At 33.0% G+C, this 15,174-nt stretch carries 11 protein-coding genes and 2 rRNA genes (1 of these 13 only partly in view); 1 reads left to right on the top strand and 12 read right to left on the bottom strand.

Annotated features, from left to right (window positions below):
* Positions 1-2: 2 nt before the first annotated feature.
* The 9 genes from E9099_RS11440 to E9099_RS11400 form a co-directional block, all read right to left on the bottom strand.
* Positions 3-2,489 carry an Hsp70 family protein gene (locus E9099_RS11440; protein WP_136583714.1) on the bottom strand — a complete coding sequence of 829 codons (2,487 nt, stop codon included), beginning with the start codon at positions 2,487-2,489 and terminating at the stop codon, positions 3-5.
* 6 nt (positions 2,490-2,495) lie between these two features.
* Positions 2,496-2,789 carry a hypothetical protein gene (locus E9099_RS11435; protein WP_136583713.1) on the bottom strand — a complete coding sequence of 98 codons (294 nt, stop codon included), beginning with the start codon at positions 2,787-2,789 and terminating at the stop codon, positions 2,496-2,498.
* 46 nt (positions 2,790-2,835) lie between these two features.
* Positions 2,836-4,053: a bifunctional folylpolyglutamate synthase/dihydrofolate synthase gene (locus E9099_RS11430; protein ID WP_136583712.1), complete on the bottom strand. Its 1,218-nt coding sequence runs from the start codon at positions 4,051-4,053 to the stop codon at positions 2,836-2,838.
* A gap of 6 nt (positions 4,054-4,059) precedes the next feature.
* The gene (locus E9099_RS11425; protein WP_136583711.1) at positions 4,060-4,947 is read right to left on the bottom strand and encodes an energy transducer TonB; all 888 of its coding nucleotides are present in this window, start codon (positions 4,945-4,947) and stop codon (positions 4,060-4,062) included.
* A gap of 1 nt (position 4,948) precedes the next feature.
* Complete coding sequence (locus tag E9099_RS11420; RefSeq protein ID WP_101020754.1) at positions 4,949-5,341, bottom strand: ExbD/TolR family protein; 393 nt, start codon at positions 5,339-5,341, stop codon at positions 4,949-4,951.
* A gap of 1 nt (position 5,342) precedes the next feature.
* Positions 5,343-6,044 (bottom strand): MotA/TolQ/ExbB proton channel family protein, encoded by a 702-nt coding sequence (locus E9099_RS11415; protein ID WP_136583710.1) that lies wholly within the window; start codon positions 6,042-6,044, stop codon positions 5,343-5,345.
* A gap of 51 nt (positions 6,045-6,095) precedes the next feature.
* Positions 6,096-7,490 carry a sodium:proton antiporter NhaD gene (gene nhaD, locus E9099_RS11410; RefSeq protein ID WP_136583709.1) on the bottom strand — a complete coding sequence of 465 codons (1,395 nt, stop codon included), beginning with the start codon at positions 7,488-7,490 and terminating at the stop codon, positions 6,096-6,098.
* A 1-nt stretch (position 7,491) separates the two neighbouring features.
* Positions 7,492-8,718 (bottom strand): Glu/Leu/Phe/Val dehydrogenase dimerization domain-containing protein, encoded by a 1,227-nt coding sequence (locus tag E9099_RS11405; protein WP_136583708.1) that lies wholly within the window; start codon positions 8,716-8,718, stop codon positions 7,492-7,494.
* Between the two features lie 205 nt (positions 8,719-8,923).
* Entirely contained in the window at positions 8,924-10,006 is a 1,083-nt protein-coding gene (locus tag E9099_RS11400) for an anhydro-N-acetylmuramic acid kinase (RefSeq protein ID WP_136583707.1), read from the bottom strand.
* Positions 10,007-10,099: 93 nt separating this feature from the next.
* Here E9099_RS11400 and E9099_RS11395 point away from each other — a divergent pair, with 93 nt between their 5' ends.
* Positions 10,100-11,242 (top strand): acyl-CoA dehydrogenase, encoded by a 1,143-nt coding sequence (locus E9099_RS11395; protein WP_136583706.1) that lies wholly within the window; start codon positions 10,100-10,102, stop codon positions 11,240-11,242.
* 57 nt (positions 11,243-11,299) lie between these two features.
* On the opposite strand, the gene E9099_RS11390 is transcribed toward E9099_RS11395, so the two are convergent.
* The 3 genes from E9099_RS11390 to E9099_RS11380 form a co-directional block, all read right to left on the bottom strand.
* Positions 11,300-13,735, bottom strand: a complete 2,436-nt coding sequence (locus tag E9099_RS11390; protein WP_136583705.1) for a helix-turn-helix domain-containing protein — start codon at positions 13,733-13,735, stop codon at positions 11,300-11,302.
* A 744-nt stretch (positions 13,736-14,479) separates the two neighbouring features.
* A 5S ribosomal RNA gene (rrf, locus tag E9099_RS11385) occupies positions 14,480-14,587 on the bottom strand.
* Positions 14,588-14,689: 102 nt separating this feature from the next.
* Positions 14,690-15,174, bottom strand: a 23S ribosomal RNA gene (locus E9099_RS11380) (it continues 2,336 nt past the right edge of the window).

Raw genomic sequence — 15,174 nt, 5'->3', positions numbered from 1 at the left:
TCTTATCTTAAACCTGTTTTACTATCATCTTTAAACTCTTTTTGCTTAGCTTTTTCCGTATCAGGTAGTAAAGCGTAAAGTGCATAGACTATATGCTTTATGGATTTATAATCGTTTCGTTCTAAAGCCTCATCACCATCTTTGATTAGCTTTTTTGCTTTTCTCGTATCCTTAAATTCAGAGCTATATTTAATACCTAAGTAGTAACCTATAAAATTCTCGTCACTAGATTGTATTATAGAACTATAAAAGACATCTAACTCCTTTATCTTAGCTCTAATCAAATATTTATCACCAGAATTAATAACCTCTTTTTCGTTGGTAATTATTTTAAGATATTTAGGCCTGTAGGATTCGTTTTCTTCCTTATTAACCTCCCACTCCACACTTTCTTTAGAGTTGTTATATTCCTCAATCTCTAAAGCAATGACTTTATTTCTTGTTAAGGAATCAAACTCCTGTATCAACTTTCGTTTAATGTCATCTAATTGATACTTTTTATCAGACACATCGTCTTCGTCAAGTAAGGTTGTTTCAATTTGTATTTCAATCAAACCGATACGTAATTGTTCTAATTTGCTAGAATATTCAAAATTTTCATCAGCGACTTGTTCTCTAATTAAATGTTCAACATCAGACAATACAGCATTAATTTCCATATTAATTTTACCAATACTTATTGTACGCTCGGACTCACTAAACACATTTTTAAATTCTTGATCACAAGCTTGTAAATACACATTAATTTTCAAATCTCTAGATTCGGTAATCTCCAATTCAATCTCTATATCGGTACCTTTAATTAAGTCCTCTTCCAGGTCTTTACCTGTAAACTCAATATAACCAATACTTAAACCAGAACTAGGCAACCCTTTAGATTGGCCTTCGACAATATTAATAATCAAATTGGCATCAGCCCCTTTAAGTATCGTTTTAGATGCCGTTTTGTAAATCTTCTTCTTTAAAGGTAGAATACTTCCTTTTCTAAAAATTTGTTCCAAACGTGTTGCAGAAGCCTCAATATCGTCAATTTCCATGCAAATATCAATTGGTAATGGTTGCCCTAAAACATTATAACTACCTTGATTAATTGCGACTGTATTTATTGACTTTAAAGGATTTAAATCGAAATCTAAAATATGAAGTTTAAATCTATTTAATTGCCCTTTCAATAACGGAACAAACTCATAAAATCCATTGTTTTCAATCGTTTTGATTCCAGAATCATAACCACCATCTGCTCTTGTAATTCTATATTTTAAATTATCACCATCCACTTTACAAGTAATTAACTCTTCTAAATCTCTTGTGTTCTGCTCATAAAAAATCTGAGTATCAATAGGACTTATATCCGCTTTTTCTGCGACATCTGTCTCTTCTACTGACGACGGTTTAGATCCTGCAAAATAAGCAGCTCCATCTACAACAGCTGACGTTGGGTCGATACTAGAATCTACTAAAATTCCAGTCTCCTCTTTTATTCTCTCTTTAATTAAAGGCACATAAGTACTACCTCCAATTAAAATTAAACGCTCTATTTGAGAATTAATTAATTGATTTTGAGAAATTACTTTTTTTATAAACGTAATGGTTTGTTCGACTTTAGATGAAATCACAGCCTCAAACTGTCCTCTAGTAATCACAATTTGATCAAACAAATTAGTATCCTCAAAGTCTATATCGATTTCAATTTCTGTTTCAGGATATACTGATAATTCTTTTTTAGCTTCTTCTGCTTTTTTAAGCAGTTCAAAATACAGTCCTTTATATTGGCTTGATTTCGCTTTAATATCTTTCCAAAGGTTAGTAATATTAGCTTTAGCTTCAATTTGAGGTATTATAATTTTTTCAACAATAAGATTGTCAAAATCTGCACCACCTAAAAAATTATCTCCTTCGTTATCTATAACCTTTAACTCTCTATCATTAACTTCTACCAAAGCCACATCAAACGTCCCTCCTCCAAAATCGTATACAATCCAATTTTTAGAAGATTCGATATCCAAATTGGATTGATTTGCAAATGCCAAGCAGGCAGCAATAGGTTCTTGCAACAAAACAACCTCTTTAAAACCGGCCAAATACCCCGCTTTTTTAGTCGCATTAGATTGAATCGTATCAAAAGACGCCGGTATTGTAATCACTGCGGCATTTAATTGATCTCCATCAGAAACAAAATTCTTTAATTCTTTTAAAATCAAAGAGGATAATTCTATTGGCGACACCTCCCTATCAATTGAAGGTATAAAATAGGTTTCTTGAGTTCCCATTTTACGTTTAAATAGCATACACACATTTTCTGCATCCTTTTCTAAATAATCCAACGCCTTATCTCCAATAATGGTCCTGCTACCTCTAAAAGCAACACAGGATGGTAAGGTTTGTTTTAATCCCAATGGATTATTATAGATTTTGACAGCTCCATTATTATAATGGGCAATTAAACTATTTGTAGTTCCTAAATCTATTGCAATATTAATGGTCTTCATGAAGTCTTATTCTACAATTACAATTCCTTTTTGTACTAAAGTAGTCTCCTCATTTGTCTTTTTATAGACAATAGGCTTTAATACTTTAACAATTTTCATTTTACTATTAAAATCACCAGTAATATTAGCTTCAACATCGGTCATTTCATTTCTATACGTTTGTCCTAAAGGATTGACAATATGAAAACCTAAAGCTTCAAATTCATGATTTATTCTATCAATATTCCTATTGAAAAGCGTTAAATCTTCTTTATTACTTTTAAGCTGAATAGAAAAAACTTGATTGATTATTTCTAACATTTTTTAGATGAATTAAATGAAAGTGTAAGATACAATTAATTGGAAATTAAACCACTTCAGCAACCACAAAAGTACTACCTCCAATATAAATTACATCATCTTTCGAAGCTGCTTTTAAGGCTTCTTTGTAAGCAATATCAACTGAAGCATATGCAGTCCCTTGAAATCCTTTAGAAATAAAGACATCCATTAAAACGTGTTGTCCCAAACCTCTAGGTACATCTGGTTTGCAGAAGTAATACGTTGCTACTTTTGGTAACAAAGGTAATATAGATGCTACATCTTTATCGTTAACAACACCAAATACAATATGAAGTTTATGATATTTTTCTTGCAATAATTGTTGCATGGCTAAAGTCAAGCCTTCTTTATTATGCGCAGTGTCGCATATAACTTTAGGGCTAGCATTTAAGATCTGCCAACGCCCTTTTAAACCCGTGTTTTTTACGGAATTGAGCAATCCGCTTTTTATATTTTTATCAGAAACCTCAAATCCTTTTAATCTTAACTGTTTAACAGTTTGCAAAACACCTTTAATATTCTTGGATTGATAACTCCCTTTTAAGTCTGTTGCCAAAGCTTCGTTTTTAGCATGATCTGCAAAATGTATGGGGCTATTATTTTTTTCAGCGAAAGCGGTAAAAACAGATTGAGTTTCTAATTGCGTTTCACTAATCACAACTGGAATATTAGGTTTAATTATGCCCGCTTTTTCTGAAGCTATTAATTTTAGAGTATCCCCTAAAAATTGAATATGATCCAAACCAATATTAGTTATTAAAGACACCTCGGGCGTAATAATATTAGTGGAATCTAAACGACCGCCTAAACCAACTTCAATTACTGCAATATCCACGTTCTGTTTTGCAAAATAATCAAAAGCCATACCTACTGTCATTTCAAAAAACGACAGTTTATTAGCTTCTAGAAAGGTTTTATTTTGTTTTATAAAATCAATAACAAATGCTTTAGTGACTTCTTTGCCATTAATTTTAATCCGTTCTCTAAAATCTTTTAAATGTGGAGAGGTATACAAACCTACTTTATAACCAGCGTCCTGTAAAATAGAAGCTAGCATATGACTGCTAGACCCTTTTCCATTAGTTCCAGCAACATGTATAGATTTAAATTTGCGTTGTGGGTTTTTAAGATGCTTAGCTAAATTTAAAGTATTAGTTAAGTCTTTTTTAAAAGCAGTCTGACCTTGTTTTTGATACATTGGAAGTTGAGAAAACATCCAATTGACCGTGTCTAAATAAGTCATGATATTTTATTGACCTAATTTAAAATTGATACTTACGTATCCAACTTGAGGCTCTGGCGCTTTAGGATCTGCTTTCCATTTATGTGTCAATGCCATTTTGCGTGCTGGTTCTAATAGACAAGCAGCTGTATTTTTAGTCCCTTTAACACCTGGAACTGCTTTTACAACTTTACCAGAACGGTCAACTTCAATTCTAACAACAACTAATCCTGATTCGTTACACTCTTGTACTATTTTTCTATAGTCTGGTTTCCCTCGACCATTTAAACCGTATCCAACACCATCTCCGTTTCCTTGTCCTGAGCCATCACCAAAGTGACTTGTCCCATAAGAGTTACCCGATCCAGATCCATTACCAGGCCCATTACCTGGTCCATTACTATTTGAGTCGGATGCGCTATCAGAATTACTAATACCATTAATTAAAGCATCATTAGCTTTTCTAATATCATCTTGTCTCTTTTTTTCGGCTGCTTCTGCAGCAGCTTTAGCAGCTTTTTCAGCCTTTTCTTGTGCTAATTTATCAGCCTTAGCTTTTTCTTTAGCATCATTTTCTTTTTTAGCCTGCTCCTGTTGTTTCTTAATTAAAACAGCCTCTTCATCTTCTTGAGTTATAACATTTTCCTGAGAAGTTGGCGTAGCTGCAGCCTCTTGTTGCTCTTCTACTTGAGGTTCAGTTTCTTCTGGTTGAGTTTCAGTTGGCGGTGCTGCTGCTTGCGCTGGCGCACCTCCTCCTCCTCCAGAAGAACCTCCAAAGTTAATGGCTACACCAAATTCTTCTGGTGGATCCGTATAATTTTGACCAACCACAAATAAGAGCAATATTAATATCAGCATAATTAATGCTGTTATTTTTGCTGAGTTCTGTTCGTGTTTGGTTTTTAAATATTTCATCTTATTGTGCTTTTACTGCCAATGTCGATTTGATCTTGTTTCTGTTTGCAATATCCATTATAAAAACAACATGTTGCATTTCTACAGTTTCATCAGATCTAATAGTAATTGTTGGCGACTCTACATTACCAACTTTTGCTATTACCTCTGCCTCCAATTGCGCTTTTGATACTTGCTTCATATCTACATAATAATTGACATCTTTGTCAACACTTACAGATACATTTTTAGTCTGAGTCGTCTTACTTGTAGATTTAGGTAATAATAAATCTATAGCCTCTGCAGACACCAACGTTGATGCAATCATAAAAAAGATAAGCAACAGAAACACAATGTCCGTCATGGACGACATATTAAATTCTGGTGATACTTTATTTCTTCCTCTTAATCGCATATTAGCTAGGTTCGTTTAATAAGTCTAAAAACTCTAAAGAGTGTGCTTCCATTTGATACACTACTTTATCTGTTTTTACAACTAAATGATTATAGGCTATATAAGCGACAATACCAACAATTAAACCACCAACAGTCGTTGTCATTGCTGTATATAATCCATCTGCCAATGTTTTTATGTCTATTGAACCTCCAGAATTTGCAATCTCAAAGATAGATAGTATCATTCCAATAACGGTTCCAAGGAAACCAATCATTGGTGCTGCTCCAGATATAGTTGCCAAAACACTTACGTTTTTTTCTAAACTATAAATTTCTAATCGTCCTGCGTTTTCAATAGCTGTATTAATATCATCTAAAGGTTTACCAATTCGAGAAACCCCTTTACTTATTAGTCTAGATACTGGAGAATCGACAGTAGTACATAAGTTTTGAGCGGACTCAATCTTACCATTACTAACATAGTCTTTTATTTGATTCATAAAATTTGAATCAATTTTTGAAGCTTCTTTTATTGCAAATATGCGTTCAAAATAAATATAAACCGCCATTACTAATAATACAAAAAGCAATGCTATTATTATTATTCCTGCTGTACCTCCTGTGGTAACTAGTTCAATTATTGATAATGTTTTCTCAACTGGCTCTCCTTCTAATAAAGGATCTACCGCTTGAGCAGTCTCTTGAATTAATGTACTTATCATAGTATAAAATTAGATACGTTTATAACGTTGCTTTTTTGTTTTCAGTATATATTAAAATAAAGTTCTTGTCCAAAAGAATACTAATGTCCCAGCTAAAAACCCTACTAAAGCTAACCATGATATTTTTTTGAAATACCAGAAGAAATCAATTTTTTCCATTCCCATAGCAACAACACCTGCAGCCGAACCGATAATTAACATACTTCCTCCTGTTCCTGCAGAATACGCGATAAAATGCCAAAGCTCGTTATCCAATGGTTCTGAGAACATTCCTAAACTAGCTGCTACCAATGGTACATTATCAATAACGGCAGATCCAATACCTAGTAAAATAATAACTAAATCAGAAACACCTTCATGATGTAATTCTGTTCCCATCATTGGCATACTATCTTGTAATGTAGAAGCAAATCCGAATAAGATCCCTAAAGACTCTAGTGCTCCAACAGCCATTAAAATTCCTAAGAAAAATAAGATACTTGGTAACTCAATTTTTGATAAAGAATGGTGTACAGGACTATGGTGTGCGTGTGCATCACTTTCTTCAGAATCGTGATTAGATAAACTAAATTTAGCCGAACTATAAATCTCAGCAAAAATAGCAACAACACCTAACGCTAACATCATACCAACATAAGGTGGTAAATGCGTCACTGTTTTAAAGATTGGTACAAATACAATTGCTCCTAATCCTAAATATAACATTGTAGCGCTAAATCTACTTTTTGGTTTTTCTATTGTATCTTCTTCATCTGCTAGATTACCTTTAAAAGCAGGTAAAAACGATGCTATAAATGTCGGTACTAACATACATATTAATGATGGTAATAATAAATACCCCATCAAATGTCCTGTCGTTACTTTTTTACCAATCCAAAGCATTGTAGTCGTCACATCTCCAATAGGAGACCAAGCACCTCCCGCATTGGCAGCAATAATAATTAAACCTGCAAACCAAATACGAACATTTCTGTCGTTAACAATTTTTTGTAAAATAGAAATTAATACAATAGTTGCTGTTAAGTTATCAATTATAGCAGAAAGGATAAATGCTAAAAATGCAAAAATCCATAAAATCTTACTTTTCTTCTTTGTTTTAATGAAGTTTTTAATTGTAGAAAAACCATCAAAATAATCGATAATTTCAACAATGGTCATCGCACCTAATAAGAATACTAAGATCTCAGCCGTTTTACCTAAATGATGCAATAAGGTTTCTTCCATTAAATGCATCTTGGTGTCATGCTCTAAAGCGGCATAACCTTCAACCAATCCATGATTAGCAGAATCAAACCATTCTGTAAAAGAATCTAAACCTAAAGATATTAACGCCCAACTTATAGCCATCATGACTAATGCCGGGATTAATTTATCTATTTTTATATTGTGTTCTAACGTTATGGCTAAATAACCTAAAACGAATACTAAAATTATTACTGTTTCCATATTATACTAATTGTTTTAATGCTATTTCAAAAGCAGTTTTACTAATCTCTTTTTTCGAAGAACTTTTTGCGTGTACGTTTTCAATTGCTTTTCTAATAATGTCTGAAGTATCATTAAAAATAGCTTCATCAGTCATTTGTACTTTACGCTCCATAAAATAAGCAAACACACGAGCCATACCACAGTTTGAAATAAAATCGGGTATTAAACTTACACGCTCATCGGTTTGTTCCATAATAGATCCAAAGAAAATCTCTTTATCTGCAAATGGCACATTTGCTCCACAAGAAATAACTTCTAAACCAGTACTAATCATTTGATCAATCTGATCTTGAGTGACTAGTCTAGATGCCGCACATGGTGCAAAAATTTCAGTTTCTAATGACCAAATACGTTCATTCATTTCTGCAAATGGAATCATGTTATCTGCTGCTAATGTATTTCCATCCTTGGTTAAGAAAAAGTCTTTAATTACTTCAAAAGAAAAACCATCTTCTTTAATCACTCCTCCAGAAATATCAATTATTCCAACAACTTTAGCTCCCATTTGAGCTAAATAATACGCTGCTGCAGAGCCTACATTTCCAAAACCTTGCACTACTGCACGTTTTCCCTTTACGCTTCCACCATATATCTCATAATAATGTCTAACCGCTTCTGCTACACCATATCCAGTAATCATGTCGGCAACCGTATACTTTTTAGCAACATCTGGAGAAAAATTAGTGTTTTCTAACACTTTTATTACCCCTTGACGTAATTGCCCAATACGATTAATTTTATCCGCTTCTGTTGGTTTGAAATGCCCATTAAAAACACCTTCTTGTGGATGCCAAACACCTGACGCTTCTGTAATTGGAATTACTTCATGGATTTCGTCTACATTTAAATCGCCTCCTGTTCCATAATAACTTTTTAATAATGGAGATACTGCCTTGTACCAACGTTCTAAAACACCAAGCTTTCTTGGGTCTTTTGGGTCGAAATTAATTCCTGATTTGGCACCACCAATAGCTGGTCCAGATACGGTAAACTTCACTTCCATTGTTTTTGCCAGAGATAAGACTTCATTCATGTCCAATCCTTTTCTCATTCTAGTTCCACCACCAGCTGCTCCTCCTCTTAATGAGTTTATAACCGTCCATCCTTCTGCTTCTGTTTCAGAATCTTTCCAGTTAAATATAATTTCAGGTTCTTTATTTTCGTAAATTTTTAATAAGTCTTTCATCTTTGATTTTTGAGTTCTACTTTAATATTTATCTCTTTGGAATAACATTTAAAGTAGCTAAAGTTGATTCATCTTATGAAGTATTAAGTTAATTAGTGGAACAAATATAAAAAAACAAAATATGGCTTTTAATAGTAAAGTCATTTTTATTATAATAAATTATTGTTAACCATTATTAAGCACTCTCTTTGTTACAAAGTTGTCCTTATAATGTATCTGAATAGTTGGGAGAATATACTTTTCCTGAAGAATGATCTTTCGAAGCTCCCGTCACAGATTTCAAACAATTAATTTCTTCTCTAAGCTTTAAAACTCCTAAAAAACCAAATATTAGAGCTTCTTTAAATTCTATAATTTCAGAAGATGGAATAACAATTTTGTTTGATGTAAGTTTTGTAATTTCTTCCATTAAAAATGTATTAAAAGCACCGCCTCCCGTAACCAAAATCGAAGACTCATTTGTTTGATTGACAACTTTAGCTATTTGAAAAGCCGCATGCATAACATAGGTGTGTAAAATATCTTTTGCGTCTAACTTAAAACTATTGATTAATGGAATAATTTGTTGTTCTACCCACTCTAAACCTAGAGATTTAGGCGGTGTTTCTTTATAAAATGACAATGCATTTAAATCATTAAATAGCGTCGTATTTAATTTCCCATGTCTTGCCAATTCTCCACCAGCATCATATTGAATCCCCAGAGTTTCAACATACATGTTTAGCACAATGTTTACTGGACAAATATCAAAAGCAACACTTTCATTTTTTATTTCTGAAGAAATATTAGCAAATCCACCTAAATTTAAACACCAATCATAATCTTTAAATAATAAGCCATCTCCGATAGGTACCAATGGCGCACCTTGACCTCCTAAATCCACATCTTGGACTCTAAAATCACAGACAACTAATTGATTAATTCTGCTAGAAAGTTTAGGTAGATTACCAATTTGCAACGTAAACCCTAAACTTGGTTGATGCAATGCTGTATGCCCATGAGAACAGACCGCGTCGATAACAGTAATACTATTTTGCTTGATAAATTGATTAATTATAGTTGCTAAATAAATCGTATACTCCTCATCTATATTAGCTAATTCTGACCGCTCTAAACTTGTTAAGTTTTTAAGCTTATTAAACCAATATTCAGGATACGATACGGTTTCCGCTGTAATAATTTCAAAACTCCAATTCGTCTCTTTTTTAAACGAAATAAGCGCAAGATCAATACCGTCCAAAGACGTACCAGACATAACACCAATAACATTATATACGTCTTTTATCATATCCCGTAAAAATAACTATAACGATTGAAAAAATGCTAATAAAAACTTATCTTTGTATACAATTTTTATTAAATCAACAATCTTATATAAATTATGGATTTTAGCCTAACTGAAGAGCATATCATGATTCGCGATGCCGCTCGCGATTTTGCACAAACAGAATTATTACCAGGAGTTATCGAACGTGATAACGCTCAAACGTTTCCAAATGAATTGGTTCGTAAAATGGGAGCGCTTGGTTTTATGGGTATTATGGTAGACCCTAAATATGGAGGAAGTGGTATGGACGCTATTTCTTATGTATTAATTATGGAAGAATTATCTAAAATAGATGCTTCTGCTTCTGTAATGGTATCTGTAAACAACTCTTTAGTATGTTACGGACTAGAAGCTTATGGTAATGAAGAGCAAAAACAAAAATATCTAACAAAATTAGCTACAGGAGAATCTATCGGAGCGTTTTGTTTAAGCGAGCCTGAAGCTGGAAGTGATGCGACATCACAAAAAACGACAGCAATAGATATGGGCGACCATTATGTAATCAACGGTACAAAAAACTGGATTACAAATGGTGGACGTAGTGATGTTTATTTAGTAATTGCACAAACAGATAAAGAAAAGAAACATAAAGGAATTAATGCTTTTATTGTTGAAAGAGGGACACCTGGTTTTGATATTGGACCAAAAGAAGACAAATTAGGAATTAGAGGTAGTGATACACATACCCTACAATTTAATGACGTTAAAGTTCCAAAAGAAAACAGAATTGGTGAAGATGGATTTGGGTTTAAATTTGCAATGAAAACATTATCTGGTGGACGTATTGGAATTGCAGCACAAGCTTTAGGTATTGCTGGTGGTGCTTATGAGTTAGCTTTAAAATATAGTAAAGAACGTAAAGCTTTTGGTACAGAAATTTGTAACCATCAAGCAATTGCTTTTAAATTAGCTGATATGTACACTGAAATCGAGGCTGCTAGAATGTTAGTTATGAAAGCTGCTTGGGATAAAGATCAGGGTAATAACTATGATATGTCAAGTGCTATGGCTAAGTTATATGCTAGTAAAGTAGCTATGGAACAAACTGTAGAAGCTGTACAAATACATGGTGGAAATGGATTTGTAAAAGAATACCATGTAGAACGTATGATGCGTGATGCTAAAATCACTCAAATTTATGAAGGTACTTCCGAAATCCAGAAAATTGTAATTTCTAGAGGTATTATTAAAGGGTAACACCCTTAATATTAAAATATAAAAAAGGCTTTAAATTTAATTTTAAAGCCTTTTTTGTTACTTAGATATATCATCTAAAACTAATCTGATTTCACCATAACTATACTTATTAGCTATTTTAGATTTTAGATCGGATAAGTTTTCAAAAGTCTGTTTAGGAATTAACGCTTTCAGTTCCTTATAATGCTTTTCAGAAATTAAATCCGTAATTTTAATTTCACCCGATGGAATGAAACTGGCCAGATGACCAAATATAGTATTTACATTTAAATCACGTTCAAAAGCGATTTGATCTATTGACTTGCCTGTTTTAAAAATCTGTAAAGAGGTTTCTTTGGTATCACCTCTTTTCCGTTTTGGTTTGGCTTCTTCAAACATTTCTTTACCATTAGACATTTCTATGTCATTTTCCTCACAATATGCTCTTATTATTTTTATAATCTCATTACCGTACTTGGCAACACGAGTTTTACCAAAACCATTAACGTTTAACAATTCACTTTGACTTGTTGGTAAGGTTTCGCACATTTCATATAATGATTTTTGTGTGAATATTTGAAAATGAACTAAATCCTCTCTTTCTGCAATAGTATTTCTTAATTCTCTTAGTAACTCAAATAATTCAACATTAGTCGTTCCATCTACAACTGTCTTTCTAGGTTTTTTAGGTTTCTCTTTTGTTAGAAAAACAGATTTAGCTCTTAATTCTAAAAATAATTTAACCGAAAAACCAGAATCCAAATTAGAAAAATACAATTGTTTAACAACAATTAACTCCTCCAACATATCCAATTGTTTATTAAAGTCAGTATCTAATGTTTTATTATCAGTAGTAAAATTAAACGTTTTATACACTTCAATTATATCTACATCAAGTTGTTGTTTATAATAACTTATGGCTTTATTAAATCTAGATTGAATCTCATCACTTGTTTCTGGTGTAGTTGATACTTCACAAATTTCTAACAATTGCGCTTTAAACCCGTTAGCCACTTTTAGTAAAGCAGCCACACAATCTTTTATACTAGTTAAAGGGCCTTCAATATTTCCTTGAAAACTACCTCTATTTTTATAATAAATATCTAACAGACGATTAGTAGGATATAAAAATTGATAAAAATCAAAAATCTCAGAAATTAAAGTTAACTGAAAATGTGCTTTAGACTCTTGAAGTATACTTTCATCTGGTTGATTTTTCTCTGCCTCCAGATTAAACTTAATAACATTAGTATCACTAATAATCTGACTAGAATTAATCTTACTTTTCAAGACTAAACCTTCCAAAGATTTACATCTACTCAGCGCCACATAAGTTTGACCATGAGCAAAAGCACCTTCTGAATCTATTATAGCTTTATCAAACGTAAGCCCTTGACTTTTATGAATCGTTATTGACCACGCCAATCGAAGCGGTATCTGAGTAAAAGACCCTATTTTATTTTCCGAAATAGCGTTAGTATCCTTATCAACTGCGTAATTAATATTCTCCCAAATCTCGGGTTTGGTAATTATATTATAGTCATCATCCGGACATTTTACAACAACTTCGTCTTTATCTAACAATATAACTTTACCAATTTTACCGTTAAAATAACGCTTATCCGCAGAGCTATCATTTTTAACAAACATGACTTGAGAACCCACTTTAAGCACAAGCGCCTCTTTATTAGGAAATGAAAACTCAGGAAACTTTCCTTCCACTTTCGCCTTATAAGTTTTCGATTTACCTTTTAACTTCTCAAGTTTAGCCTTATTAGTATACTCTGCCTTATTATTATGGGTGGTTAAAGAAATATATCCCTCATCTTCTTTTGGTTCAAAATTGGGTTTATAGCGTTTGTTTAATTCATCTGCTGATGCTTGAGAAAGGCTATTTGTTCTAATTTCGTTTAATATATTTATAAACAAAGGATTGTCCTGTCTATATATATGCTTTAACTCAACAGAAATTGGATTACACTGTTGATAAGCATGACTACTAAAAAAGAATGCGTTATTATAAAATGGTTTAAGCAAGTGCCATTCATTATCTTTAACAACAGGAGATAACTGTTGTAAATCTCCAATCATCAAAACTTGTACGCCTCCAAAAACTAAATTTCTATTTCTATAACGACGAAGTGTCTTATCAATACCGTCCAACACATCGGCTCTAACCATACTGATTTCATCAATAATCAATAAATCTAGTGATCTAATAATATTAATTTTAGTTTTACCAAACTTTCTATTAAACCCACCACTAGAGTTTAAATCGTCATTAGGCAAAATAGGTCCAAATGGCAATTGAAAAAATGAGTGTATAGTAACACCTTTAGCATTTATAGCAGCAACCCCAGTAGGAGCAACTATAACTATTCTTTTAAGTGAATTTAATTTTAACTTGTGAAGAAAAGTAGTTTTACCTGTTCCTGCTTTACCTGTTAAGAATATATTCCTGTTCGTTTTATTAACGAAATTATTCGCTAAATCTAATTCTTTATTACTGCTCATTACTGATATTAATCCTAGAGTATCAAGATATATAATTGATGCTTAAAACCGAAACCTTTATGCTATTATCTTACAAAGTACTTAATAAGACTTGCTATAATAGTCATTAGGCCGCTCTAATAGACTATAACATAATACATGTATTTATTCATTATAAACTATCTCCAATAGTATTTATACTGAGCTAATAGTTTGTTTACAAACTTTATACTTAATGCTATTAAAATATGTTCTTCAAACTAAATGATTGTGTACTATAAATTTTTACAACATTGGAATTTCTCCCAGAAGAATATCACACATTAACTTTATTAGAAAACATCTATCACACAGTTAATGTGCATTATATAAAGACTTAGCACTGTATGACATCTATATTATTTTGAATACTTTCTCCTAAAGTCAACTACTACTTAAATCTTAACATTCTAACTTATTACGTTAATCTTTTTTCACTTCTACATTCGGACCTTTACTTTCTACTTAGTGCTTAGCACATCCTTTAAAATATTAAGATCCCGATTGAACAATTTATAATTTTAATATTATATACTTAGATAACCACTAATACTTTTATTGCCTTCTGCCTTCTTAAATTTATAACTTAGGTATAGTCATTTATTCCTTTTGCTTTTGCCTCCTCCCTTTTACCTTCTCCCTTTCGCCTCTTCCCTTCCGCCTTCTACTTCATTACAATTTAGGGCACAAAAAAACCCTTCATAAATAAATATGAAGGGTTCTCTAAAAAGGCAACGACCTACTCTCCCACAAATGCAGTACCATCGGCGCAAATGGGCTTAACTTCTCTGTTCGGAATGGTAAGAGGTGAGCCCCATCGCTATAATCACCTTAAATCTTTCGGTGTATGTAGTATTAACTACTTGACCGTATAAAATAACATATTGAAAAAATGATTCATGAAAATCTGTATTGAACTTTGTAAAAAAACAGGCGTACAATAAGCCTATGGGTTATTAGTATCACTCGGCTATGACATTACTGCCTTTACACCTATGACCTATCAACGTAGTCATCTCCTACGACCCTTTAAAGAAATCTCATCTTGTGGTGGGTTTCGCGCTTATATGCTTTCAGCGCTTATCCCTTCCCAACGTAGCTACTCTGCAATGCTCCTGGCGGAACAACAGATACACCAGAGGTTAGTCCAACTCGGTCCTCTCGTACTAGAGTCAGATCCACTCAAATTTCTAACGCCCACTGTAGATAGAGACCGAACTGTCTCACGACGTTCTGAACCCAGCTCGCGTGCCACTTTAATGGGCGAACAGCCCAACCCTTGGGACCTTCTCCAGCCCCAGGATGTGACGAGCCGACATCGAGGTGCCAAACCCCCCCGTCGATATGAGCTCTTGGGGGAGATCAGCCTGTTATCCCCGGCGTACCTTTTATCCTTTGAGCGATGGCCCTTCCATACGGAA

It is taken from the genome of Psychroserpens sp. NJDZ02 (assembly GCF_004843725.1).
Lineage (GTDB): Bacteria > Bacteroidota > Bacteroidia > Flavobacteriales > Flavobacteriaceae > Olleya.
The sequence above is the reverse complement of the archived record's forward strand: the minus strand, read 5'-3'. Positions and strand labels throughout refer to the sequence as shown.